Genomic DNA, 23,440 nt, shown 5'->3' on the forward strand with positions numbered 1-23,440 from the left:
CAGGAGGTCGGTGGCCTGGCGGGCGACCTTGTCCGCGAGGGCCGGGTCCAGGACGTACTTGGCCTTCGACGGGGTGCCGTCGGCGTTCGACCCCGGCGTGGTCTGGCTGAGCACGGTGTGGATCAGCTCGGCGGTCGCGTCCATCTCGGCGGTGCCCAGACCCCGGGTGGTCAGGGCGGGGGTGCCGACCCGGATGCCGGAGGTGTACCACGCCCCGTTCGGGTCCTGCGGGACCGCGTTGCGGTTGGTGACGATGCCCGAGTCCAGCAGCGCCTGCTCGGCCTGCCGGCCGGTCAGCCCGTACCCGGAGACGTCGATGAGCACCAGGTGGTTGTCGGTGCCGCCGGTGACCAGCTTCGCGCCCCGGCCCAGCAGCCCCTCGGCGAGGGCCTGGGCGTTGTCGACGATGCGCCGCGCGTAGTCGGCGAAGTCGGGGCGGCGCGCCTCGGCCAGGGCGACGGCCTTGGCGGCCATCACGTGCGGCAGCGGGCCGCCGAGCACCATCGGGCAGCCCCGGTCGACCTGGTCGGCCAGCTCCGGCCCGCAGAGCACCATGCCGCCGCGTGGGCCGCGCAGCGACTTGTGGGTGGTGGTGGTGACGATGTGGGCGTGCGGCACCGGGTCGAAGTCCCCCGTGAAGACCTTCCCGGCCACCAGGCCGGCGAAGTGCGCCATGTCGACCATGAACGTCGCGCCGACCGAGTCGGCGATCTCCCGCATGATCCGGAAGTTGACCTTCCTCGGGTACGCGGAGTAGCCGGCGACCAGGATCAACGGCCGGAACTCGCGGGCCGCCTCGGCGACCCGGTCGTAGTCGATCAGGCCGGTGGCCGGGTCGGTGCCGTAGCTGCGCTGGTCGAACATCTTGCCGGAGATGTTCGGCCGGAAGCCGTGGGTGAGGTGGCCGCCGGAGTCCAGCGACATGCCGAGCATCCGCTGGTCGCCCAGTTCCCGGCGCAGCGCGAACCAGTCCTGCTCGGTCAGGTCGTTGACCTGCCGCACCTGGGCCCGGCGCAGCGCCGGGGACTCCACCCGGTCGGCCAGGATCGCCCAGAACGCCACCAGGTTCGCGTCGATGCCCGAGTGCGGCTGCACGTACGCGTGCGCGGCGCCGAACAGCTCCTTCGCGTGCTCGGCGGCGAGCGCCTCGACGATGTCCACGTTCTGGCAGCCGGCGTAGAAGCGGCGGCCGATGGTGCCCTCGGCGTACTTGTCGCTGAACCAGTTGCCCATCGCCAGCAACGTGGCGGGGGAGGCGTAGTTCTCGCTCGCGATCAACTTCAGCGACTCGCGCTGGTCGGCCAGCTCCGCCCCGATCGCGTCGGCGATCCGGGGCTCGACGGCGCGGATCACCTCAAGGGCGCTGCGGAAGGCGGTGGACTCGGCGTTCGGCGACGACATGCGACCTCCTGGAGACGTGCGGAAGGCCCAGGCGCTCGGCAGACGTCCTGATGACGGGACCGCTTCCCGATGGTTGTCCATCCCCACGCGCCAGTCACGGCCCACGCCGATCCTACCCGGTCGGCGGGAGGCCGGGCCGCGCCGCACCACCGTCGGCGCGGTCCCCACGCCGGGGGCGGCTCCCGTAGGATCGCCTGGTGGTGGGGGAGGCCGATGGGGCGCTGCTCGCGATCAGCGACCTGCATGTGACATACGCGGAGAACCGGACGATCGTGGAGGGCCTGCGCCCCCGCTCGCCGGCGGACTGGTTGCTGGTCGCGGGCGACGTGGGCGACACCGTGGCCGACATCGAGTGGGCGCTCGGCCTGCTCAGCCGGCGCTTCGCCAAGGTGGTCTGGGCCCCCGGCAACCACGAGCTGTGGACCCCGTCGAGCGACCCGGTCACCCTGCGCGGGGTGGCCCGCTACCGGCACCTGGTGGACCTCTGTCGGGCCCTGGGCGTGGTCACCCCGGAGGACCCGTACCCGGTGTGGCGGGGCCCCGGCGGGCCGGCGCTGGTCGCGCCGCTGTTCGTGCTCTACGACTACAGCTGGCGGCCCGAGGGGCTGGACACCCGCGAGGCGGCGCTGGCCGAGGCGTACGCCACCGGAATCGTCTGCACCGACGAATACTTTCTACACCCTGACCCGTACCCGAGCAGGCAGGACTGGTGCGCGGCCCGGCTGACCGAGACGGCCGAGCGGCTCGACGCCCGCGACCCGGCGCTGCCGACGGTGCTGGTCAGCCACTGGCCGCTGGTCCGCGAGCCGACCCGGATCCTGCGCTACCCGATCTTCGCCCAGTGGTGCGGCACCGACGCCACCGCGGACTGGCACGTGCGCTACGGCGCCGCCGCGGCCGTCTACGGCCACCTGCACATTCCCCGGACCACCTGGCACGACGGGGTGCGCTTCGAGGAGGTGTCGGTCGGCTACCCCCGGGAGTGGCGACGCCGCGCGGCCCCGCCCGGCCAGCTCCGGCAGATCCTCCCACCGCCGGCCACCTGACGGCGGGTCAGGCGGTGACCGCGTCCAGGGCCTTCTTGATCGCCTTCGGCGCGGTCGGGCTGCGCGGGGCGTCGGCGCGCAGCGCGATCATCCGCTCGCCGATCTCCTGCAACTGCTTGCGGCCGAGCGCCTCCCGCACCTTCGGGAACCACTCCTGCTCCTCCTCCTCGACGTGGTGCTCCACGTTCTCGATCAGCACCGTCGTCTTGGCGTTGAAGTGGTCGTCGTCGGCGTCCATGGTGGCCAGCTCCGCGCAGAGCAGGTCGGCGACGTGGTGCTCCTCGTACGATTCGAGGATGTCGTCCTCCAGGTCCGGCAGCAGCTTGCGGACCTGCGGGTACATCACCTCGTTCTCCAGGTAGGTGTGCACCGTGAGGGCCTCCAGGATCTGCCCGACCAGCTTCTGCCGCTGACTCGCCGGCCCGTCCTCGGCATCCTGGAAGGCCCTGAACAGACGGCGCATCTCCTTGTGGTCCTCTTTGAGCACGACGATGGCATCGGTCGACACCGGTGACCTCCTTGGTTCGGCTGACAATGGACCGGTACCCCAAGGGCAGCAGCGGAAACAGGCGTCACCCGATCGACGGACGAACCGCCTCCGCGCGGGGTGCGCGGGACTGTCGCGCTCGAACCTCGCCGGGCTCGCCGGCGTCAGCCAGTCCTGTCTCCCAGGTCGAGTTCGGTCGGAAGACCATCGACCATCCTGGTCGCCCTCGCCGCCGCACTCCAGATCGCGGTTGCCGATCTGCTCGGTCAGGGCGCGGTACCCGGCGACCCCCCGCCCGGGACAACGCCGCCGAGTGCGTGCCGGCGATCTGGTCCGCGCTGATCGAATTGAGCACGGTCGGGTTATGACGGACGTCCGCCAAGCCCGGCCGCGGCAGGCTGAGGCTCGCCGTCCGGGCGCTGCGGGTCGATGTGATCGGCGTGGTGCAACGCCTGGGCGAGCAGCTTGCGGACGTGGTCGTCGGCGGCCGAGTAGTACATGAACGTTCCCTGCCGCCGTGCCGTGACCAGCCGGGACATCCGAAGCTTGGCCAGATGCTGGCTGACCGCCGTCGGCGATGTCCCGGCGATCTCAGCCAGGCACGCAACCGACGACTCGCCCTGCAGCAGCGCCCACAGCACCTTGATCCGGGTCGGGTCGGCCAGCAGCCGGAACGTCTCTGCCGCCAAGTCCACCTGCTCGTCGTCGGGCATGTCGAAGTCAGGCAGCTGCTCATGCATACCAACCACCTTATCCGGCCATCCTGCTGAGTGCGTACTTGCGTATCTGCGTTACTTCGCAGGTATTCTCGGGCCGTGACACTCGATGAGCGCCTGCGAACGGCGTTGCCAACAACGCCGCAGCCACGCCCCGGGGCCAGCTGGTGGTGGTCCCTGCCAGAGATCCGCTGGGCCACCATCGCGACCGGGTTCTTCACCCTCGGCCTTGCCACCCAACTGCTCGGGGCACCGGCCTGGGCATGGTGGGCGTGCTACCTGGCCTGCTACGCGGCCGGGGGTTGGGAACCGGGCTGGGCCGGCCTGCAGGCGCTGCGCGAGCGACGGCTCGACGTCGACCTGCTGATGGTCGTCGCGGCGATCGGCGCGGCAGCGATCGGTCAGGTCCTCGACGGCGCCCTGCTGATCGTCATCTTCGCCACCTCCGGCGCCCTGGAAGCAGCTGCGACCCGCCGCACCGAGGACTCCGTGCGCCGCCTGCTCGACCTGGCACCCGAGCGCGCCAACCGCCTCACCGACGCCGGAGAGGAAACAGTCGACGCGGCCGATCTGCGGGTCGGCGACGTGATCGTGGTCCGGCCCGGCGAACGCATCGGCGCCGACGGCCACGTCGTCGACGGGCGCAGCGAGGTCGACCAGGCGAGCATCACCGGCGAGCCGCTGCCGGCCGACAAACAGTCCGGCGACGAGGTCTTCGCCGGCACCGTCAACGGCACCGGGGCCTTGCAGGTTCGGGTCGCCCGAGCGGCCGCCGACAGCGTCGTCGCCCGCATCGTCGCCTTGGTGGAGCAGGCAAGCGCGACCAAAGCCCGCGTTCAACTGTTCATCGAGAGGATCGAGCAGTGGTACTCGATCGGCATGGTCGCCGCCACGCTGGCCCTGTTCGTCATCCCGCTGCTGGCCGGTGCGGAGCTCACACCGACGCTGCTACGCGCGATGACCTTCATGATCGTGGCCTCGCCCTGCGCGATCGTCCTGGCGACCATGCCGCCGCTGCTGTCCGCGATCGCCACCGCCGGCCGCCACGGCGTACTCGTCAAATCCGCCGTCGTCATGGAACGGCTCGCCACGATCACCCGGGTTGCCTTCGACAAGACCGGCACCCTCACCGAAGGCCGCCCGCACCTCACCACCGTTCGGGTACTTCCCCACACCGAGCTGAGCGAACACGAACTGCTCGCGCTGGCCGCGGCCGCGGAGGACCCGTCCGAGCATCCCCTCGCCGGCGCCATCGTCGCCGCCGCCCGCAGCCGAGGGCTGACACTACGGCCGGCGCGCGACTTCTCCTCCTCGCCGGGCCGCGGCGTCACCGCGCTCGTCGACGCCCGGACCATCCAGGTCGGCAGCGCTCACCGCCTCCTGGACGACACCGTCACGGACCAAACCCTGCGACAGAACACCCACGCCGCCGTGACGGCTGTCGAACGCGACGGCGAGACCGCCGTACTCGTCCTGGTCGATGGGCGGCCTGCCGCCGTCCTCGGACTCACCGACCGGGTCCGGCCCGGGGCCCGGCCCACGATCAACGCGCTGAACGCCCTCACGACCGCGACGCCGGTCCTGCTCACCGGCGACAACGCGACCGCAGCTGCCCGCATCGCCGCCGACACCGGCATCAGCGAGGTGCACGCCGACCTGCTGCCCGAGCAGAAGGTCGACCAGGTCCAGCGGCAGAACGCCGCCGGGCACCGTCTGCTCCTGGTCGGCGACGGCGTCAATGACGCCCCTGCGCTCGCGGCCGCCCACGTCGGCATCGCCATGGGTCGCTCCGGTTCCGACCTGAGCGTCGCGACCGCCGACGCCGTCATCGTCCGTGACGACCTGACCGCCATCCCGGCCGTCATGAACCTGGCTCGCCGCGCCCGCCGCCTGGTCATCGCCAACCTGATCATCGCCGCGACCTTCATCGCCGTCCTCGTCGGCTGGGACCTGTTCGGCCACCTCCCGCTACCCCTCGGCGTCGCCGGCCACGAGGGCTCCACCGTGATCGTCGGCCTCAACGGCCTGCGCTTGCTGCGCAACACCGCCTGGCGACCCGTCCCCACCGCCTGACCCCTGCCCCGAGCAGGATCCCGCTGAGGAGATGTGCGAGCGAATCGGTGGGCCGGACGCGCGCGTCGGGCCCCACCGTCTCGTCCCTCAGGCGGTCACTTCACGCGATGGGCGGCTTCCGCGCGTCGGGCCGGGGCATGTCGCGGGCATGGCAGCCCCCGGGCCCGCAGGGTCGGGGTCGGTCAGACCGTGGCGAGGGTGTGGGGGATCTCGTCGAGCAGCTCACGGGCGAGGAAGCCGATCCGGCCGAACCGGGGCACCAGGCGCTGCCCGCTGACCGCGTGCGCGAACGCCGCCCAGCAGGCCGCCTGGGCCGGCTCGGCGCCCCGGGCCAGCAGCCCGGCCAGCAGCCCGGCCCGCACGTCGCCGCTGCCGGAAGTGCCCAGCCCGGCGTCGCCGCTCTCCTCCCGCCAGCACCGCCCGTCCGGTGCGGCGATGTGGCCGTAGAGGCAGACCACCGCGTCGTACCGGACGGCCAGCTCGGCCGCCTCGGCGTCCAGGTCGTCGCCGGGGTCGCGGCCCAGCAGGTGCGTCGCCTCCGTCAGGTTGGGGGTGAGCACCACCGGCCGGCCCGAGCCGACCAACAGGTCCGGGGCGTGGCTGAGCGCGCCGAGGGCGTACGCGTCGAGCACCAGCGCGGTCTGCTTCGGCGCGGCGTCGAGGACCCCGCGCAGCAGTTCCCCGGCCGAGTCGATGTCCTTGAGCCCGGGGCCGACGGCCACCACGTCGGCGTCGGCCACCAGCCCGTCCAGCGGGTCGCCGGGTCGGCCGGCGACGGCACCGTCGGCGGTTTCGGGCAGGCCGACGACCAGCGCCTCCGGCACCTGGATGCTCAGCGCGGCGGCGGTGGACTCGGCGGCGGCCAGTTGCAGCACCCCCGCGCCGGCCCGCAGGGCGGCCACCCCGGCCAGCAGCACCGCGCCGGGGGCGAACCGGGAACCGCCGACGACCAGCACGGTGCCCCGGGCCTCCTTGCCCCCGTTCGGTACGGGCAGCGCCCACCGCCGCAGCAGCGCTGGGGTGATCACCTCAGACCGGTTCGGCATGGACCTCGTCCTCCCTGGTCGGCCGGGCGCCCTGCTGGTGCAGGTGGGTGACGTCGTTGAAGGTGTCGAGGGTGAGCCGGCCGTCGGCGTCGGCGGCCCAGCCGGTGACCGAGCAGTTGGCGATCACGTGTTCCCGGGTCAGCGCCATCAGCTCCGGCTCGGTCAGCCCTTCCACGAGATAGCGGAGCAGGAACACCAGCGCGTCGTGGCCGAAGATCAGCACGCGCCGGCCGGCATGGTCCCGGCGCAGGTCGCCCAGCAGGGCGCGCAGCCGCAGCGCCACGTCCGTCCACGACTCGCCGCCGGGTGGCCGGTAGTAGAACTTGCCCAGCCGGGCCCGGCGCTGTGCCTCGTCGGGGTAGCGGCGGGTGACGCCGTGCCCGGTCAGCCCGTCGAGGATGCCCAGTTCCCGGTCGCGCAGCCGTTCGTCCCGGCTGACCGGGATGCCGGTGCCATCGAGGGCCAGCTCGGCGGTGCGGACGGCCCGCAGGTACGGCGACACCACCGCGACGTCCGGCCGTCGCCGCTGCGGCAGCCCGACCAGCCAGCGCCCGGTCGCCCGGGCCTGCTGCTCGCCGGTGGGGGAGAGCGGCACGTCCGCGTCGCGGTTGGTCAGCCCGATCAGCTCCGCCCCGGAACTCTCCGCCTCGGTCGCCGCGACGTTCGCCGTGCTCTCGCCGTGCCGCACGATCCACAGCGCTGCCAGTTCCGCCATGCGCCGCACCGTACCCGCAAGCCCCGGCCGGTAACCCAGGCCGGACCGGGGACGCCTGCTCAGTTGAGCAGCCTGGCCAGGCGTTCCCGCAGCCGGGGGGCGAGGCTCGACGCGTACGTGGCGGTCAGGTGGCTGGTGTCGCGGTAGATCAGGACACCGCCGATGACCGCGGCACAGGGATCGGTCGGGCAGATCGCGTCGTTGAGGTCGATCAGGTGGATGTCGCGTTGCCCGGCCGCCGCCGACTCCTGCGCCACCCCGCCGCCCGTGCTCAGGGCGGACTCGCGGTCCGTCGCGCAACGCGTCAACTTTCGTCGGTTGGCCGCCACGCACTCGGGGGCGTTCCGCTCCAGGTAGGGCGAGTCGCGCAGCACCGCCACCGTTGTTCCCGCCGCCGTTACCGCCTGCCAGGTCGCGCGCAGGCCCTCGGCCATTCCCCGGTTCGCCTCGTCGGTGTCGTCCTGGGCCACCCCGAAGGGACGGTAGAAGGTGTTGCTGACCAGCAGCAGGTCCGGCTTGTCGACCTCGATCAGTTGCTGCTGCACGACGCGGTTCCAGTCCCGGCAGCCGGGCTCCGGTCGCTCCCGCCAGGCCACCTCGATGCCGATGAAGGGGCAGGCGGAGCGGGTGTAGGTGAGCAGCCGCCAGCCCTCCGCCTCGGCGATGAGCTTCAGGGCCGGCAACCACTGGTTCGCATGCGAGTCCCCGGCGAGCGCGACGGTGGTCGTTCCGTACGGGTCCCCGTACTTGCAGGGGAACGCCTGGTCGCCACGTTGCCCGGCACCGCAGGCGGGCACCCACTGCTCGGGCCCGTCCTTCTTGGCGATGCTCGGATCGGGGGTGATGGAGGAGACCCGGTCGACGGCGGCCCCGGCGCGGTCGCCCAGCGGCTTCTTCGCGAGCACCGTCGCACCGGGCGGGCCGCTGGGGGTCGTGGTCGCGACCGGGGCGGTGCCGTCGATCGGTGGCAGGGCCACCGGGGACGGCGGTGCCTGCCGGGGCGGCCACACCGTGAGCTGGAAGAGCAGGCCCGCGGCGACGGCGGCGCCCGTGCAGAGGGCGCCGACGCGCAGGGCGGCACCCGGTTCCCGCCGCAGGGCCTGGGACATCCGGATCGGGTTCTCCACGAACCGGTACGTGAGCACGGCCGGCACCGCGGACAGCGCCACCACGCCGAGGCCAGCCGGTGCGCTCAGCTCGCCGAACCGCGCATCGGCGGCGACCAACAACGGCCAGTGCCAGAGATAGAGCGAGTAGGACACCGCGCCGACGGCCCGGATCGGCCGCCACCCGAGCACGCTGGCGGGGCCCGCCCGGCCGGCGGCCTGAGCGCCGGCGATCACGGCCGCGGTGCCGACCGTCGGCAGCAGCGCCTGGTAGCCGGGGAAGGCCCGGTCGGGGGCGACGAGGAAGGCGGAGGCGGCCACCATGGCCAGCCCGGCCCAGGCGAGCGCGGCGGCCAGCGCACGCGGCAACCGGAGTCCTCGGGTGCCGGCGATGGCGACGGCCCCGCCGAGGGCGAGTTCCCACAGCCGGGTGGTGGTGACGAAGTACGCCGGCCCGGGGTCGGTCTGGCTCTCGTGGACCGACCAGGCGAACGAGGGCAGGGCGACGAGGGCGAAGCCGATCATCAGGGCGCCTCGGCGCAGCCGGCGGCGCCCGCCGAGGACGGCGAGGCCGAGCAGGAGCACCGGCCACACCAGGTAGAACTGTTCCTCGACGCCGAGGGACCAGAAGTGCTGGACGATGCTTGGTGCCGCGTCGGCCGCCCAGTAGTCGGTGGACTGGACGGCGAGCCGCCAGTTCAGCCCGTAGGCCGCGCTGGCCACCACGTCCCAGGCGGTGTCCGCCCAGCGGGTACGGGGCAACAGGAGCCAGGTGAGCAGCAGGCTCGCCACCAGCACCACGGCCGCGGCGGGCAGCAGGCGCTTGGCCCGGCGGGCGTAGAAGCCGGTCAGACCGATGCGCCCGGTGCGTTCGAGCTCGGCGACGAGCAGGCCGGTGATGAGGAATCCGGAGATGACGAAGAAGACGTCGACGCCGGCGAAGCCGCCCGGGGCGAGGTCGCGCCCCGCGTGGCCGACGAGGACCATGACCACGGCGAGGGCACGCAGACCCTCGATATCGCCCCGAAAGGCCGACCGCGCGGACCCCTCCGGCGTGATTGGCAAGCGCATCCATGCCCCGTTTCGCCCAAATAAACGCTTGGTTCGCGACGTGTACAACGGGGCATGGCGACAGAGGTTATCCCCGGCCGGGCCCTCGGGCCCGAGGCGCGTAGGGCCGGACCCGGCGGGTAAGCACGTGGCCGTACCGTAGCCGAGACACGGGGAGGTTGGCCGTGGCCACGATGGTCAAGGAGATCAGCAGTCCGTTTAAGGACAAGAACTACGACCTGATCCACGCGCTGCAAATGTCGCTGGAGCATGTCTACCGGATCCAGACGTACATTTCCGACGCCGAGGAGCGCGGCGACAAGGAACTCGCCGCCTGGTTCCGCAAGATCCAGGAGAACAACCGCAAGTCGAGCGAGCAGGGCAAGCAGATACTGATCGATCGGCTCCAGCACGAGAACGGCTGAGGCCGAACGCGGCGGCCGGGTGGACGGGAGTCCACCCGGCGTGTGCCCGCCGACCGGGGCAGCGCCGGGCGCGTGCGCCCGGCAGAATGTCACCGCGCCGCCGGTGGTCCCGCCGGCGCGGGTGTCGACGGGCGCCGGCCGAGGCCGGCCGGGAGGGTGCGGCGGCGATGACGGTGGTCAGGGGTCTGCGCGAGGCGCTCGTGCTGTTCGTCGTCGCGCTGGTGGCGGTCGCCGCCGCGGCGGGCGCGTGGACGGCGGTCAGCGGCGGCGACTTCGTCTTCCGGCTCGGCGTCGCGCTCATCGTCGTCGGCACCCTGCTCGGGCTGACCGGCGACCTGACCCTGAGCCGGATCGGCATGCTGCCCGCGCGGGCGGCGTTCGGGCTGGCCCCCGAGCGGGAGGACGCGGGCGGCGGCAGGGTGCTCACCGGGGTCGGCATCTTCCTGTTCGTCTCGCTGCCGTTGATGGCCGTCGGGGTGGCGCTGCTGTCCTGACCCAGCGCGGCCGGGCTGCGTGACCTGCAAGCCCCGACCGCGCCTCGGAGCTCACTCCCAGGGGCTGCGGGCGCCCTCGAACTCCTCGAAGACCAGCCAGCTACGGGTGGACAGCACCCCGGTGATGCCCTGCACCCGGTCGAGCACCACGTCCCGCAGGGTGGCGTTGTCCGGCGCGCGGACCAGGGCGAGCACGTCGTGCTCGCCGCTGAGCAGCGCGACGTGCTCGACGTAGCGCACCCGGGCCAGCTCCGCCGACACCTCGCGCCAGGTGTTCTGCTGGATGGTCAACGCGATGTACGCCGACGTGCCCAGCCCGGCCGGCTCCGGCGCGACCCGCGCCCGGAAGCCGGTGATCACGCCGTCGCGCAGCAGCCGCTCCACCCGCGCGTACGCGTTGGTCCGGGAGACGTGCACCCGCTCGGCGAGGGTGCGGATGGAGATCCGGCCGTCGCGGACCAGCTCGTCGAGGATGCGCCGGTCCACCTCGTCGAGCGGCCCGGCCGAACGTCCCGCCCCGCCCGCCGCGCCCGGCTCCCCGCTGGTCTCCCGGTTCACGATCGACCCCCTTCTGTGCCATCCGTCCCACGTTCATCGGGCGTGTTGAGTCAATCATCCATCGGCAGGACCATAGGCCCACCACAAGTCCAGGAGGTCCCCGCCGTGACAACCACACCCCAGGCGGTCCGCAGGGCATCCCCGCGCATCCGCCCGCCGGCCAAGAAGCCCACCAAGGCACCCGCCCGCGAGCAGGCGGCGACCGATCCGTCCGCCGCCCTGCTGCCGCAGGCCGAGCCGGTGCGGCTGCTCGACCCCGACGGCACTCCCCGGCCGGCCCGCGCCGACTACCCCGAGCCGCCCGTCGAGGCGCTGCGCGAGATGTACCGCCGCATGGTGGTCGGCCGGCGCTTCGACGCCCAGGCCACCGCCCTGACCAAGCAGGGCCGGCTCGCCGTCTACCCGTCCTCGCGCGGTCAGGAGGCGTGTCAGGTCGGCGCGGTGCTCGCCGTCGGGCACACCGACTGGGTCTTCCCGACCTACCGCGAGTCGATGGCGCTGGTCTCCCGGGGCATCGACCCCGTCGAGGTGCTCACCCTGCTGCGCGGCGACTGGCACTGCGGGTACGACCCCGCACGGGTGCGCACCGCCCCCCAGTGCACCCCCCTGGCCACCCAGTGCGTGCACGCCGCCGGCCTCGCCTACGGGGAGGCCCACCAGGGCCGCGACACGGTGGCGCTGGCCTTCATCGGCGACGGCGCCACCAGCGAGGGCGACTTCCACGAGGGCGTCAACTTCGCCGCCGTGTTCAAGGCCCCCGTGGTGTTCTTCGTGCAGAACAACAAGTACGCCATCAGCGTCCCGCTGTCCCGGCAGACCGCCGCCCCGTCGCTGGCGTACAAGGGCGTCGGGTACGGCGTACCCAGCGAACAGGTCGACGGCAACGACCCCGTGGCCGTGCTCGCCGTGCTCACCCGCGCGGTCGCGCACGCCCGCGCCGGCAACGGCCCGTACCTGGTCGAGGCGCACACGTACCGGATGGAGCCGCACACCAACGCCGACGACGCCACCCGCTACCGCGACGGCGCCGAGGTCGACACCTGGCGTGACCGAGACCCGATCGCCCGGCTGGAGACGTACCTGCGCACCCGGGGCGCGCTCGACGACGCGGCCGTCGCCGCGATCGCCGCGCAGGCCGAAGGGTACGCCGCCGACCTGCGCGAGCGGATGCACGTCCAGCCCGAGGTCGATCCGCTCAGCCTCTTCGACCACGTCTACGCCACACCTACTCCACAGCTGGTCGAGCAGCGCGAGCTGGTCCGCGCCGAGTTGGCCGCCGCCGGTGAGGGTGAGGGCTGATGGTGGCGACCACCATGGCGAAGGCGCTCAACGCCGCGCTCGCCGACGCGCTGGCCGACGACGAGCGGGTGCTCGTCTTCGGCGAGGACGTCGGCAAGCTCGGCGGCGTCTTCCGGATCACCGACGGCCTCCAGGCCCGGTTCGGCGAGAAGCGCTGCTTCGACACCCCGCTCGCCGAGGCCGGCATCGTCGGCTTCGCCGTCGGCCTGGCCATGTCCGGGCTACGGCCGGTGGTGGAGATGCAGTTCGACGCGTTCGCGTACCCGGCGTTCGAGCAGATCGCCTCGCACGTGGCGAAGCTGCGCAACCGCACCCGGGGCGCGCTCAGCGTGCCCATGGTCATCCGGGTGCCGTACGCGGGCGGCATCGGCGGGGTCGAGCATCACTGCGACTCGTCCGAGGCGTACTACGCGCACACCCCGGGCCTGAAGGTCGTCACCCCGGCGACGGTCGCCGACGCGTACTCGCTGCTGCGCGAGGCGATCGCGGACCCGGACCCGGTCGTGTTCCTGGAGCCGAAAAAGCTCTACTTCTCCAGCGCCGAGGCGGACCTGCCGGCGGCCACCGAGCCGTTCGGCCGGGCCGTCGTGCGCCGCCCGGGCACGGACGCCACCCTGGTGGCGTACGGACCGGCGGTGCCGGTCGCCCTCGACGCCGCCGAGGCCGCCCGCGAGGACAGCTGGGACCTGGAGGTGGTGGACGTGCGCACCATCGTCCCGCTCGACGACGCCACCATCACCGCGTCCGTGCGCCGGACCGGCCGGTGCGTGGTGATCTCCGAGGCGCAGGGCTTCGCCGGGGTCGGCGCGGAAATCGCCGCCCGCGTGCAGGAGCGCTGCTTCCACGCCCTGCACGCCCCGGTGCTGCGGGTGTCCGGACTGGACATCCCGTACCCCGCGCCCATGCTGGAGCACACCCACCTGCCCGGTGTGGACCGGGTGCTCGACACGGTGGCCCGGCTCCAGTGGGACGACCGGCCCGACGCGCGCTGGCTGTCGCAGGGGAGCGCCGCATGACCACCGTCGACGGTACCCGGGTGTTCCTCCTGCCGGACCTGGGCGAGGGACTGACCGAGGCGGAGATCGTCGAGTGGCGGGTCGCGGTCGGTGACACCGTGACGGTGGACCAGAGCGTGGTCGAGGTGGAAACCGCGAAGGCCGTCGTGGACGTGCCCTGTCCGTACGCCGGGCGGGTCGTGGCCCTGCACGGCGTGGCGGGCGAGACGCGCCCGGTCGGCCAGCCGCTGATCACCATCGCGCCGGCCGACGGCGGCGACGGGAGCGCCGGGCACGCCACGTACCGGGAGCAGGAGCGGGCCAGCAGCGGCAACGTGCTCATCGGGTACGGCACCGGGCACGGCGCGGCGGGCCGGCGGCGGCAACCCGACCGTCCGCGAGCAGGACCATCCGGTCGGCGTACTCGCCGGCGAGCGAGAGGTCGTGCATGGTGGCGAGGACGGTGAGTTCGTTCTCGCGGCGGAGTTGGTCGACCAGTTCCAGCACCTCCTGCTGGTGACCGATGTCCAGGGCGCTTGTCGGCTCGTCGAGCAGCAGCAGGGTCGCCCCCTGCGTGAGCGCTCGGGCCAGGAAGACCCGCTGCCGCTCGCCACCGGAGAGGGTGGCCAGTTCCCGGCGGCCGAAGCCGTCGAGGTCGAGGCGGCCCAGCACGTCCCGCACGGCAGCCAGGTCGGCGGCGGACTCCCGGCCCAGGGGCGGGATGTACGGGGTGCGGCCGAGCAGCACGTAGTCGAAGACCGCCATGCCGGCCGGGACGACCGGGGACTGCGCGACGGTGGCCACCACCCGGGCCCGGTCGCGGCGGCGCAGCGCCTCGCTCGGCGTACCGAAGATCCGGATCGCGCCCGGCGCGGGCAGCAGGCCGCCGAGGGCGCGCAGCAGGGTCGACTTGCCGGCGCCGTTCGGGCCGATCACGGTGACCCACTCGCCCCTGTCGACGGTGAGGTCGACCCCGGCCAGGATCGGCGCGCCGTCGAGGCTGACCCGCAGGTCCCGCACCTCGACGGCGGGCGCGGCGCACGACGGCGGGCCACCGGGAGGCGCGACCGGCGACGGGCCACCGGGAGGCGCGACCGGCGACGGGCCACCCGCGGGCGGGGCGCTCACGTCAGCACCCGGCGGGCGGTACGCAGCACCAGGACGAAGAACGGGCCGCCGAGCAGCGCGGTGACCACGCCGATCGGGACCTCGGCGGGGGCGGCCGCGGTCCGGGCGACCACGTCGGTCAGCGCCAGGAACGCCGCGCCGAACAGCAGGGACAGCGGCAGGATCACCCGGTAGCTGGACCCGGCGAGCAGCCGCACGGTGTGCGGGACGATGATCCCGACGAAGCCGATCAGCCCGGACGCGGAGACGGCGGCGGCGGTGCCGAGCGAGGCGGCGGCGATCAGCAGGTAACGGGACCGCTGGGGGTGCAGGCCGAGGCTGCTGGCCTCGTCGTCGCCGACGGAGAGCACGTCCAGCTCGCGCCGGTGCAGCAGCACCACGACGGTGGTGAGCAGGAAGTACGGCAGGACCAGCCGGACGTCGTGCCAGCCGGCGGTGGCCAGCCGGCCGAGCAGCCACGAGTAGACCTGCTGGATGCTGTCGGAGTTGCGCTGGAGCAGGTACGTCTGCCCGGCGGCGAGGAACGCGGACACGGCCACCCCGGCCAGGATCAGGGTCGCCGTGGAGCGCCCCCGTCCACCCGCCGCCCCGAGCAGGTAGGTCATGGCGACCGCGCCGAGCGAGCCGACGAACGCGGCGAGGGGAATGGTGAACGGGAGCCCGGTCAGCGCGCTGCCCGCTCCGGCGCCGAGCGAGATCACGGCGGTGACGGCGAGCCCGGCCCCGGCCGCCACCCCGAGCAGGTACGGGTCGGCCAGCGGGTTGCGGAACACGCCCTGGTAGCAGCCGCCGGCCAGGGCGAGCAGCCCGCCGACGAGCAGCCCGAGCACGACCCGGGGCAGCCGCAGTTCGGTGACGATGGCGATCTCGCGCTCGCTCAGCCCGCTGTCGAGGCGTACCCCGGGCAGCAGGTTGAGCAGCTCGGCGGCGACGCTGCCGGGCGGCAGGCTGACCGGCCCGAGGGACACTCCGGCGACCAGCGCGACGAGCACGGCGGCCACCCCGGCGGCCAGCCAGCCGGGCCGCAGCCCAGCCGGCTGCCCTGCGGTGAAGGAGGGGCCCCCTGTCAACGCTTTCCGCATAGCAGGGGCCCCCTCTTGACGCCCCTCACCGCGATCCGCACCGCGCCCCGGCACGGGAACGGCTCGGCGCGTCGGCACGGGAACGGCTCGGCGCGTCGGCACGGGAAACGGCACACGGCGCGCCGGCACGGGAAACGGCACGGCGCGCCGGCACGGGGGCCGCACGGCGCGCCCGGCCGGGATCGGCGCGGCGCGGCTCGTCGAGGGTCACGCCGGCACCTTGGCGACGGCGTCGACGACGGCCCGGAGCAGGTCGACGACCCGCGGGCCCCAGCGCGAGGCGATGTCGTCGTCGAGCGCGACGATCTGGTTGTTCTTGACGGCGGTGACGCCCGCCCAGCCGCTGCGCGCCTTGACCGTCTCCGGGCTCTGCTTGCAGCACTTGGTGTCGGCCAGGAAGACGAAATCGGGGTTCGCCTTGACGATGATCTCCTGGGAGAGCTGCGGGTATCCCCCCTTGCGCCCGTCGGCGTCCGACGCGTCGGCGATGTTCTCCAGGCCGGCGAGGGCGTAGATCGAACCGATGAAGGTCTTGCTGGTCGCGCTGTACAGCTCCGGGCCCAGCTCGTGGTAGTACGTCAGCTTCTCCGGCCGCTGCGGCAGGTCCTTGGTGAGCTTGGCGATGTCGTCCTTCATCCGCGTGACGACGTCGGCGGCCTCGGTGGCGTGGCCGGTCAGCGTGCCGAGGTCGGCGATCTGCCGGTAGGAATCCTCCAGCGTGGTCGCCGCCGGGGTGAGCAGCACCGGGATCTTCAGCGTGGTGAGCTGTTCGACGATCTTGTTGGTGTTGTTGGCGAGCACCACCAGGTCGGGGCTCTTGCCGGCGATCGCCTCGGCGTTGGGCTGGAAGCCGGACAGCTCGCTCTTCGGCGCGTCCGGCGGGTAGTTCGAGTTGTCGTCGGCGGCGGTGACCTGTTTGCCGGCACCGATGGCGAAGAGCATCTCGGTCGCGGTCGGCGAGAGCGAAACAATCTTCTCAGGGCGCTTGTCGAGCGTGAGTTCGCCGACGGTGGCCGGGAAGGCGGCGGCCGAGGTGCCGCCGGTGGCGGGGGCGGAGGCGTCGTCGGAGCCTTTCTCGGCGCACGCGCCGAGCGCGAGCGCGGCCACCGCGAGGGTCGTGGCGAAGATCCGGGGGGTACGTCGGAACACTTGTCCTCCTGTCGGTCGAGGAGCGTGGTGCTTCGCCGACAGGAGCCTGGTGGGTGCCCGTCCGCGAGGCGCCCTTCCTCGAGAGCGCGTGTCGCGACCGCGCCGCAGGCGACCTGGCTCGCCCCACACACGTCGGCGTCGGCCGGCCGGCCGACGCCTGGGTCGACGGCGGCCGGGGGCCGGACGCCGCAGGTGGGACATCACAGTTGCGGGACAGCGCCGGATTCACACCGGCTTCGCTGCGGTCTGGTCGGTGCCACCGTAGCGCACGCCCCGGGCACCTCGTTGTTCTAGGGACTATCGCTGAAGGTGACGCCGCCGACACGGGTGCGGGGCCCCGCCGGGGCCCCGCACCACGAGCGGTCAGGCGCAGTACTGGGCCTGCTTGTTGATCACCCGGTACGGGCAGTCGGCGTACTCGGAAAGCAGCAGGACCGCCTCCTTGTTGCGCGAGGTCTGGGCCGGGATGACCTCGTCGGGCGGATAGAAGCCGCCGCCGGCGCCGGACGAGCCGGGGTACATCTCGAAGGTGTACGCCCAGATGCCGTGCGCTCCCCACATCCAGTCGATGCTGTCGCCGTCGGTGATGTAGAGGTCGCTGGACTGCTGCGGGGTGTAACCGTTGGTGGCAGCCATCCGCTGGCCGAGGGTGGCGAAGGTGTTGTACTGGTCCGCCGTCATCCCGGTGGTGGTGTTCGCCGTGGTGTAGCCGAACGGCCAGAGCACGAGCTGCGAGTACGTGTGCCAGTCGATGTTCGCCTTGATCTGCTGGACCCCGCCGACGACCCGGCTGTTGACGAAGTCACGCAGCGCCTTCGTCTCGGGAGCGGAGAAGGCGGACGGACCCCGGTAGGTCGACGACGACGGGACGCCGGACGAGCCGCCGCAGCAGCCCCAGTTGTAGCCCCAGTTCCGGTTCGGGTCGGTGCCGACCGCCGTCGAGCCGCTGTTGGGCTGGCGGTTCTTCCGCCAGGACCGGTACGAGCCGGTGGCGATGTCGTACTCGCTGCCGTCGGGGTTGACGGTGGGGACGATCCAGATCTCCCGGGTGTTGACGACGTTGGTGACCCGGGAGTCGCCGCCGTAGCTGTCGGTGAAGAGGTTGAGCAGGTAGATCGCCATCTCGACGGTCAGGTGCTCGCGGGCGTGCTGCTGGGAGTTGAACAGGATCTCCGGCTCGGCCTCGTCGGTGCCGACGTTGTCGGAGATCTTCACGGCCATCAGGTCGCGGCCCTCGTACGACCTGCCGATGCTGATCTTGCGAGCGATGCTCGGGTGGTCCGCGACCACCTTGTTCACCACGGCGGTCAGCTCGGCGTAGTCGTGGTAGTTCGAGTCGGCGGGCGGGAAGGCGTACGTGCCGACGCCGTCCTGGGCGGGGGCAACCTGCTTCTTCACCTGGTAGCCGAGCCACCTGATCGCCGTCACCTCGGCGTCGGTCGCCGTGACGTGCAGGATGCCGTGCTCGGCGGCGTTGACGGCCGCGCCGGTGCGGGCGATCGCGTTGCGGGCGGCCAGGGTACGGACGCCGAGCACCTCGTACTCGGCGGCGACCGGCTCGGCGGCGGGCTCTGGGGTCGGCCATGCGGAGACCGGCCCGGTGAGGACTGTGAGGCCCAGGCCGACGGCGGTGGCGAGCACCAGTGCGCGACGCAGGCGGGTCGAGGTGCGGAAGGCCATGGACAACCTCCTGGGGGGACGGGGAGATCCCGTCTCGTGGCCAACACTTCACCACCTGCCACACGATCAATCAATATCTTTCACTATGTGATCCATCCCGACCGCATCCTCACGTCGGCAATGACTTTCCTCATGCGAGGGTATGGCGAAACTTCTCGCCGAGCGGGATAGTGACCGGCAAGCATGCCCTGACCCGCCTCACCTCGCGGAGATCCCATGGCCAGCAAAGCCCTTCGCGCGATCGCCCTCACCGGCGTCGCCGCGCTCGCCCTCGCCGGCACGACCGTCCCCGCCCACGCCGGTGACCACCACCCGCCCGTCGAACACGACGAGCAGATCACGTTCCAGGAGTGGTCCAGCCACCCCGACTGGCGCTCCGGCACCCACCAGGGCACGCGGGCGGTTCCCGGCCGTGGCGCCGGGATCACCATCGACCGGCCCGCCGGCACCACCGAGTTCACCGACGAGCACGGCGGCACCACCACCACCTGGGAGTACTCCACCTGGACCTCGCCGGTCACCCGGATCGGCTTCGACGCCACCGAGCTGGTCGCCTCGTGGAACGCCGACACCCCGGCGGGCACCTGGCTCCAGGTCGAGCTCCAGGGCACGTACGACAGCGGCGACCGCACCCCCTGGTACGTGATGGCCCGCTGGGCCTCCGGCGACCAGGACATCATGCGCGCCACCCTGGACGGCCAGGGCGACCCCTGGTCGAGCGTGTGGACGGACACGTTCGCCATCGACGACGCCGACGCCGGGGTCCTGCTGCGGTCGTACCAGCTACGGCTCAGCCTCTACCGCAAGCCCGGCGAGGCGGCCTCGCCCCGGGTCCGGATGCTCGGCGCGATGAGCTCGAACGTGCCGGACCGGTTCACCGTCACCCCGAGCCGGGGCGGGATCGCCTGGGGGAAGGAGCTGCCGGTCCCCGCCCGCTCCCAGATGATCCACCGGGGCAACTACCCCGAGTGGGGCGGCGGCGGCCAGGTCTGGTGCAGCCCGACGTCGACCACGATGGTGCTGGAGTACTACGGCCGGGGCCCGTCGACCGAGGACCTGGCCTGGGTCACCCCCGGCTACACCGACCCCCAGGTGGCCCACGCCGCCCGGATGACCTGGGACTACGAGTACGAGGGCGCGGGCAACTGGCCGTTCAACACCGCGTACGCCGCGAGCTTCCCCGGCATCGACGCCCGGGTGACCCGGCTGCACTCGCTCGACGAGGTGGAACGGTTCATCGCCGCCGGCATCCCCGTCGTCACCTCGCAGTCCTTCCTCGGCACCGAGCTGGACGGGTCGAACTACGGCACCTCCGGGCACCTCTTCGTGGTCGTCGGCTTCACCGCCGACGGCGACGTGATCGTCAACGACCCGGCGTCGTCGTCGAACGCGGAGGTGCGCAACGTGTATCAGCGGGAACAGTTCGAGCAGATCTGGCTGCGCACCAAGCGCTACCGGGCCGACGGGACGGTGGCCAGCGGGTCGGGCGGCGTCGCGTACCTGATCAAGCCGGCGGACAAGCCGTGGCCGGTGGTCCCGGGCTCGACCAACTGGTGACCGGCCCCGCCTACCGATCGTCGCCGGGCTGCTCGTCGTCGCCGGCCAGTGCGGAGCGCAGCCGCTCCTTCTCCGCCCGGCGACGCTCGGCGGCACCGGCCATCTCCCCGGCCATCTCGTCCCGCCATCCCCGCAGCAGGAAGAACGACAGCGCGGCGGAGAACGCCAACGCCAGCATGAGCTTCAGGAAGATGTTCAGGTCGACCGGCCAGAGCGCCGCGATGACCACCACGAACAGCCCGATCCGGCCCAGCGTGTACTTGACCGCCGCGCTCACGTCGCACTCCGTTCTCCAGCCGGCACGCCGGTCGGAAGGTTCACCCCGGCTGGCCCAGCCGGGCAGGGTTTCAGCCTGTCCGGCGGGACAGCCAGTGGACTCCGGGAAACCAGACCACCGCGTACACCAGGGTGAAGGTCGCGGCGGCGAGCCCGCCGGAGAGCAGCGGCGGCAGACCGTCGGCCAGGCCGGCCACCAGCAGGCCGCCCACCACGGCGAGGCCGGCCGCCGCCAGCGCGGCCACCACCCGGGCCGCCCCGAACTCCCAGGCCCGGAAGTCCTCCCAGTACAGCCACGCGGGCAGGATGATCGCCAGCCAGCCGTTGGCCCGGCCGAAATCCCCCGCGCCCACTGTGGCGAAGCCCCAGTCGAACAGCAGCAGGGCGAGCAGGCCGATCACCAGACCGGCGAGGCTGATGCCGAGCAGGTCGCCGAGGGCGACGATCCGCCCCTCGGCGTCCCGCCGGGGGAACCCGCCCTGGCCCTGCCGACTCGACTCGTTCATGACCTACGAGGGTACGGGGCCGCTCAGGCCCACACCTGCTGCGGCTCGGACCGGCGCTGCGCCAGCGACGGGGCGGCGGCGTACTCGCGGACGACCTCGTAGCGGGTGTTGCGCTCCATCGGGCGGAAGCCCGCGTCCCAGATCAGGTGCAGCAGGTCGTCGCGGTGCATGGTGTTCGGGGTGCCGTACGAGTCGGCGTCGTGGGTGATCTTGTATTCCACGACGGAGCCGTCCAGGTCGTCCACGCCGAAGTTCAGCGAGAGCTGGGCCACCGAGAGGCCGTGCATCACCCAGAAGCACTTCACGTGCGGGACGTTGTCGAACAGCAGCCGGGACACCGCGAACGTCTTCAGCGACTCGGCCGGCGACGCCATCGTGGTGCGGGCCTGGATCCGGTTACGGATCTTGCCATCAGCCGAGTCGACGAAGTCGTGCTGGTAGCGCAGCGGGATGAAGACCTGGAAGCCGCCCGTCTCGTCCTGGAGCTCACGCAGCCGTAGCACGTGGTCGACGCGGTGCCGGGGCTCCTCGATGTGCCCGTAGAGCATCGTCGACGGGGTCTTCATGCCCTTCGAGTGGGCCAGTCGGTGGATTCGCGACCAGTCCTCCCAGTGGCAGGCGTGGTCGACGATGTGCTGGCGGACCTCCCAGTCGAAGATTTCCGCGCCGCCGCCGGTCAGCGACTCCAGGCCGGCGTCCATCAGCTCGTCGAGGATCTCGTCGGCGCTCAGGCCGCTGATCTTCTCGAACCACTGCACCTCGGTCGCGGTGAACGCCTTCAGGTTGACCTTCGGCAGCGCCGCCTTCAGCTCGCGCAGCACCTTGGGGTAGTAGCGCCAGGGCAGCGTCGGGTGCAGGCCGTTGACGATGTGCAGCTCGGTGAGCTGCTCGTCCTCCATCTCCTTGGCCTTGCGGACCGCCTCGTCGATGCGCATCGTGTACGCGTCCTTCTCGCCCGGCTTGCGCTGGAAGGAGCAGTACGCGCAACTCGCGCTGCACACGTTGGTCAGGTTCAGGTGCCGGTTGACGTTGAACATCACCCGGTCGCCGTTACGCTCCGCACGCCGGTGGTGCGCCAGGCGGCCCAGCCAGGTCAGGTCGTCGCTGTCGTAGAGGGCGATGCCGTCGGAGCGGGTCAGCCGCTCCCCCGCGTACACCTTCGCTTCGAGCTCGCGCTTGAGTCCGGCGTCCATCGAAAGCCACGTCCCTTCCGCCTGCGGTCCCGTCGAGCCTACGTCGGGTCGCCGACGCACCGACGGTCCGGTCGACCGCAGCGACGTACCTCACCGGACTCTCAGCTGGCCGTAACCCGCCACGCCATCGACATCGTTGCCTCGGTGCGGTAAGACAGGGTGGGGAGCGCCACACTAGGTGCCGCCCCACGCCGCCGCGTCACCCGAGCGCGGCCCAGCCACGCCGGACGGGGAGCGGAATGGTGCAGAGCACACGAGGGCAGCGACGGCAGCGACGGGGGGCACCGCTGTTCTCCCCGGTGCTCCGGCCGATGCTCTGGTCCGCCCTGCTCAGCGCCGTCGCCACGGCCGCGCTCGCCACTCCCGTGTACGCCGACCCGCCGCTGCCCAACGTGGTGCCCGACACCGGATCGCGCCCCGTCGCGACCGGCGGGTTCCAGCTCCCCGGCCTCAACGGCGCCGTCGTCCCCGGTCCCGGCACGCCCGTGACGCCGCTCGGCAACGGCCCGCTCGCCGCCGCCATCGGGGCCGCCGAGGCCCAGGTGGGGCTCCTCGGCGACCAACTGCTCGGGCTGCGCCAGATCCGCACCGAGGCAGAGGCCCAGCTCGCGACCGCCGACCGGGACCTGAAGGCGGCCCGCGACGCCCTGGCCCGCGCCCAGGAGGGCGCCGACGCCGCCGCGGCCAGCGCGCTCAAGGCCGCCGCCGCGCTGCCACCCGGCGAGTTCGCCGAGGACCTGCACGGGCTCAACCTGCTCCAGCAGATCACCCGGGGCGAGGAGGCCGAGGGCGCGACGACCGCCGCCGCCGGCGAGCTGGCCCGCGCCCGCGCCGCCGAGCAGGTCGCCTACCAGGCGTGGCTGGCGGCCGACACCCGGGTGCGCTCGGTCCGGGACCAGTACGCCGCCGTGGAGAAGTCGCTCCGCGAGCAGGAAAAGAAGTTGCTCAAGCTGCGCAAGGACAACGCCGCGCAGCTGATCGAGCTGGAGCGCCAGCAGGAGGCCCTCGAACAGCAGCTCGGCGCGGGGTACGTCGACGGGCAGAGCAACAACGGCCTCACCGCGAACCCGACCGCGCTGGCCGCCGTCCGCTACGCCCTGGACCAGCTCGGCGACCCGTACGTCTGGGCCGCCGAGGGCCCGAACGCCTTCGACTGCTCCGGGCTGATGTGGGCCGCCTACCGGTCGGCGGGCTACTACCAGTTGCCCCGGGTATCCCGCGACCAGTACTACGCAACCCGGAGCCGCACGGTGAGCCGCAGCGCGCTGCTCCCCGGCGACCTGCTCTTCTTCGCCTCCGGCAGTAGCTGGACGACGATCCACCACGTCGGGATGTACATCGGCAACGGCAAGATGGTGCAGGCCCCGACCACGGGCCAGACGGTGAAGATCAGCACCGTGGGCTGGTCGCGGCTCTACGCCGCCACCCGGGTGGTCGGCGCGGTGCCCGCCCCGAAGC

At 72.5% G+C, this 23,440-nt stretch carries 20 protein-coding genes, 3 pseudogenes and 1 riboswitch; of the genes and pseudogenes, 9 read left to right on the forward strand and 14 right to left on the reverse strand.

The window, feature by feature from the left end:
- The coding region (locus E1258_RS12905; protein ID WP_132399991.1) for a glycine hydroxymethyltransferase at positions 1-1,401 on the reverse strand (1,401 nt) is incomplete at its 3' end.
- A gap of 18 nt (positions 1,402-1,419) precedes the next feature.
- Positions 1,420-1,509: riboswitch (ZMP/ZTP riboswitch) on the reverse strand.
- 86 nt (positions 1,510-1,595) lie between these two features.
- Here E1258_RS12905 and E1258_RS12910 point away from each other — a divergent pair.
- Positions 1,596-2,447 (forward strand): metallophosphoesterase, encoded by an 852-nt coding sequence (locus E1258_RS12910; RefSeq protein WP_132399994.1) that lies wholly within the window; start codon positions 1,596-1,598, stop codon positions 2,445-2,447.
- A 7-nt stretch (positions 2,448-2,454) separates the two neighbouring features.
- On the opposite strand, the gene E1258_RS12915 is transcribed toward E1258_RS12910, so the two are convergent.
- Both E1258_RS12915 and E1258_RS12925 read right to left on the reverse strand, forming a co-directional pair.
- Positions 2,455-2,955, reverse strand: a complete 501-nt coding sequence (locus E1258_RS12915) for a hemerythrin domain-containing protein (RefSeq protein ID WP_132399997.1) — start codon at positions 2,953-2,955, stop codon at positions 2,455-2,457.
- Positions 2,956-3,296: 341 nt separating this feature from the next.
- Positions 3,297-3,674 carry a metalloregulator ArsR/SmtB family transcription factor gene (locus tag E1258_RS12925; protein ID WP_132400000.1) on the reverse strand — a complete coding sequence of 126 codons (378 nt, stop codon included), beginning with the start codon at positions 3,672-3,674 and terminating at the stop codon, positions 3,297-3,299.
- Positions 3,675-3,749: 75 nt separating this feature from the next.
- Here E1258_RS12925 and E1258_RS12930 point away from each other — a divergent pair, with 75 nt between their 5' ends.
- Positions 3,750-5,723, forward strand: a complete 1,974-nt coding sequence (locus E1258_RS12930; protein ID WP_132400003.1) for a heavy metal translocating P-type ATPase — start codon at positions 3,750-3,752, stop codon at positions 5,721-5,723.
- A gap of 182 nt (positions 5,724-5,905) precedes the next feature.
- Here E1258_RS12930 and E1258_RS12935 read toward each other — a convergent pair whose 3' ends face one another.
- From E1258_RS12935 to E1258_RS12945, 3 genes are read right to left on the reverse strand one after another with little or no spacing between them, the layout of a single operon-like run.
- Positions 5,906-6,769, reverse strand: a complete 864-nt coding sequence (locus E1258_RS12935; protein WP_132400006.1) for an NAD(P)H-hydrate dehydratase — start codon at positions 6,767-6,769, stop codon at positions 5,906-5,908.
- Positions 6,753-7,484 (reverse strand): histidine phosphatase family protein, encoded by a 732-nt coding sequence (locus E1258_RS12940; RefSeq protein WP_132400009.1) that lies wholly within the window; start codon positions 7,482-7,484, stop codon positions 6,753-6,755. The genes E1258_RS12935 and E1258_RS12940 overlap by 17 nt, the downstream gene beginning before the upstream one ends.
- A gap of 59 nt (positions 7,485-7,543) precedes the next feature.
- A complete protein-coding gene (locus E1258_RS12945) occupies positions 7,544-9,661 on the reverse strand; it encodes an acyltransferase family protein (protein WP_132400012.1) in 2,118 nt (705 codons plus the stop codon).
- 173 nt (positions 9,662-9,834) lie between these two features.
- Between E1258_RS12945 and E1258_RS12950 the strand changes: the two genes are divergently transcribed.
- Together E1258_RS12950 and E1258_RS12955 are read left to right on the forward strand one after the other, a co-directional pair.
- On the forward strand, positions 9,835-10,065 hold the full coding sequence (locus tag E1258_RS12950) for a hypothetical protein (protein ID WP_132400042.1): 231 nt from the start codon (positions 9,835-9,837) through the stop codon (positions 10,063-10,065).
- 167 nt (positions 10,066-10,232) lie between these two features.
- Positions 10,233-10,559: a hypothetical protein gene (locus E1258_RS12955; RefSeq protein WP_132400015.1), complete on the forward strand. Its 327-nt coding sequence runs from the start codon at positions 10,233-10,235 to the stop codon at positions 10,557-10,559.
- A gap of 51 nt (positions 10,560-10,610) precedes the next feature.
- Here E1258_RS12955 and E1258_RS12960 read toward each other — a convergent pair whose 3' ends face one another.
- Positions 10,611-11,045, reverse strand: coding sequence for an Lrp/AsnC family transcriptional regulator (locus E1258_RS12960; protein WP_369751349.1), 435 nt, complete (start codon positions 11,043-11,045; stop codon positions 10,611-10,613).
- Between the two features lie 144 nt (positions 11,046-11,189).
- Between E1258_RS12960 and pdhA the strand changes: the two genes are divergently transcribed.
- The 3 genes and pseudogenes from pdhA to E1258_RS12975 all read left to right on the forward strand — a co-directional run.
- A complete protein-coding gene (gene pdhA / locus E1258_RS12965; protein ID WP_132400045.1) occupies positions 11,190-12,416 on the forward strand; it encodes a pyruvate dehydrogenase (acetyl-transferring) E1 component subunit alpha in 1,227 nt (408 codons plus the stop codon).
- A complete protein-coding gene (locus E1258_RS12970) occupies positions 12,416-13,432 on the forward strand; it encodes an alpha-ketoacid dehydrogenase subunit beta (RefSeq protein ID WP_132400018.1) in 1,017 nt (338 codons plus the stop codon). Before pdhA ends, E1258_RS12970 begins: the two co-directional genes overlap by 1 nt.
- Positions 13,429-13,839: pseudogene (locus E1258_RS12975) on the forward strand (biotin/lipoyl-containing protein); the annotation flags it as partial. The gene E1258_RS12970 and the pseudogene E1258_RS12975, both read left to right, overlap by 4 nt.
- On the opposite strand, the pseudogene E1258_RS12980 reads toward E1258_RS12975, so the two are convergent.
- The 4 genes and pseudogenes from E1258_RS12980 to E1258_RS12995 all read right to left on the reverse strand — a co-directional run.
- Positions 13,775-14,431, reverse strand: a pseudogene (locus E1258_RS12980) (ABC transporter ATP-binding protein); the annotation flags it as partial. The pseudogenes E1258_RS12975 and E1258_RS12980 overlap by 65 nt on opposite strands.
- 104 nt (positions 14,432-14,535) lie before the next feature.
- Positions 14,536-15,621 (reverse strand): iron ABC transporter permease, encoded by a 1,086-nt coding sequence (locus E1258_RS12985; protein WP_132400021.1) that lies wholly within the window; start codon positions 15,619-15,621, stop codon positions 14,536-14,538.
- A gap of 207 nt (positions 15,622-15,828) precedes the next feature.
- Positions 15,829-16,770, reverse strand: coding sequence for an ABC transporter substrate-binding protein (locus E1258_RS12990; RefSeq protein WP_132400024.1), 942 nt, complete (start codon positions 16,768-16,770; stop codon positions 15,829-15,831).
- Positions 16,771-17,139: 369 nt separating this feature from the next.
- Positions 17,140-18,450: pseudogene (locus tag E1258_RS12995) on the reverse strand (M14 family metallopeptidase); the annotation flags it as partial.
- Positions 18,451-18,666: 216 nt separating this feature from the next.
- On the opposite strand from E1258_RS12995, the gene E1258_RS13000 reads away from it, so the two are divergent.
- Positions 18,667-20,007 (forward strand): C39 family peptidase, encoded by a 1,341-nt coding sequence (locus E1258_RS13000; protein ID WP_132400030.1) that lies wholly within the window; start codon positions 18,667-18,669, stop codon positions 20,005-20,007.
- Between the two features lie 10 nt (positions 20,008-20,017).
- Here the strand turns inward: E1258_RS13000 and E1258_RS13005 are convergent, their stop codons facing one another.
- From E1258_RS13005 to mqnE, 3 genes are all read right to left on the reverse strand, one after another.
- Positions 20,018-20,284, reverse strand: a complete 267-nt coding sequence (locus tag E1258_RS13005) for a DUF4229 domain-containing protein (protein ID WP_007074096.1) — start codon at positions 20,282-20,284, stop codon at positions 20,018-20,020.
- Between the two features lie 70 nt (positions 20,285-20,354).
- Entirely contained in the window at positions 20,355-20,789 is a 435-nt protein-coding gene (locus E1258_RS13010) for a hypothetical protein (protein WP_132400033.1), read from the reverse strand.
- A 23-nt stretch (positions 20,790-20,812) separates the two neighbouring features.
- Positions 20,813-21,982, reverse strand: coding sequence for an aminofutalosine synthase MqnE (gene mqnE / locus E1258_RS13015; protein ID WP_132400036.1), 1,170 nt, complete (start codon positions 21,980-21,982; stop codon positions 20,813-20,815).
- A gap of 239 nt (positions 21,983-22,221) precedes the next feature.
- Here mqnE and E1258_RS13020 point away from each other — a divergent pair.
- The coding region (locus E1258_RS13020; protein ID WP_132400039.1) for a C40 family peptidase at positions 22,222-23,440 on the forward strand (1,219 nt) is incomplete at its 3' end.

It is taken from the genome of Micromonospora sp. KC207, assembly GCF_004348615.1.
Classification (GTDB): Bacteria; Actinomycetota; Actinomycetes; order Mycobacteriales; family Micromonosporaceae; genus Micromonospora.

What these genes read in the sequence shown, in the direction of transcription:
- E1258_RS12925 (WP_132400000.1), bottom strand. Translation starts at nt 3,674, where the DNA reads ATGCATGAGCAGCTGCCTGACTTCGACATGCCCGACGACGAGCAGGTG.
- E1258_RS12935 (WP_132400006.1), bottom strand. Translation starts at nt 6,769, where the DNA reads ATGCCGAACCGGTCTGAGGTGATCACCCCAGCGCTGCTGCGGCGGTGG.
- E1258_RS12940 (WP_132400009.1), bottom strand. Translation starts at nt 7,484, where the DNA reads ATGGCGGAACTGGCAGCGCTGTGGATCGTGCGGCACGGCGAGAGCACG.
- E1258_RS12945 (WP_132400012.1), bottom strand. Translation starts at nt 9,661, where the DNA reads ATGCGCTTGCCAATCACGCCGGAGGGGTCCGCGCGGTCGGCCTTTCGG.
- E1258_RS12950 (WP_132400042.1), top strand. Translation starts at nt 9,835, where the DNA reads ATGGTCAAGGAGATCAGCAGTCCGTTTAAGGACAAGAACTACGACCTG.
- E1258_RS12955 (WP_132400015.1), top strand. Translation starts at nt 10,233, where the DNA reads ATGACGGTGGTCAGGGGTCTGCGCGAGGCGCTCGTGCTGTTCGTCGTC.
- E1258_RS12970 (WP_132400018.1), top strand. Translation starts at nt 12,416, where the DNA reads ATGGTGGCGACCACCATGGCGAAGGCGCTCAACGCCGCGCTCGCCGAC.
- E1258_RS12985 (WP_132400021.1), bottom strand. Translation starts at nt 15,621, where the DNA reads ATGCGGAAAGCGTTGACAGGGGGCCCCTCCTTCACCGCAGGGCAGCCG.
- E1258_RS13000 (WP_132400030.1), top strand. Translation starts at nt 18,667, where the DNA reads ATGGCCAGCAAAGCCCTTCGCGCGATCGCCCTCACCGGCGTCGCCGCG.
- E1258_RS13010 (WP_132400033.1), bottom strand. Translation starts at nt 20,789, where the DNA reads ATGAACGAGTCGAGTCGGCAGGGCCAGGGCGGGTTCCCCCGGCGGGAC.
- mqnE (WP_132400036.1), bottom strand. Translation starts at nt 21,982, where the DNA reads ATGGACGCCGGACTCAAGCGCGAGCTCGAAGCGAAGGTGTACGCGGGG.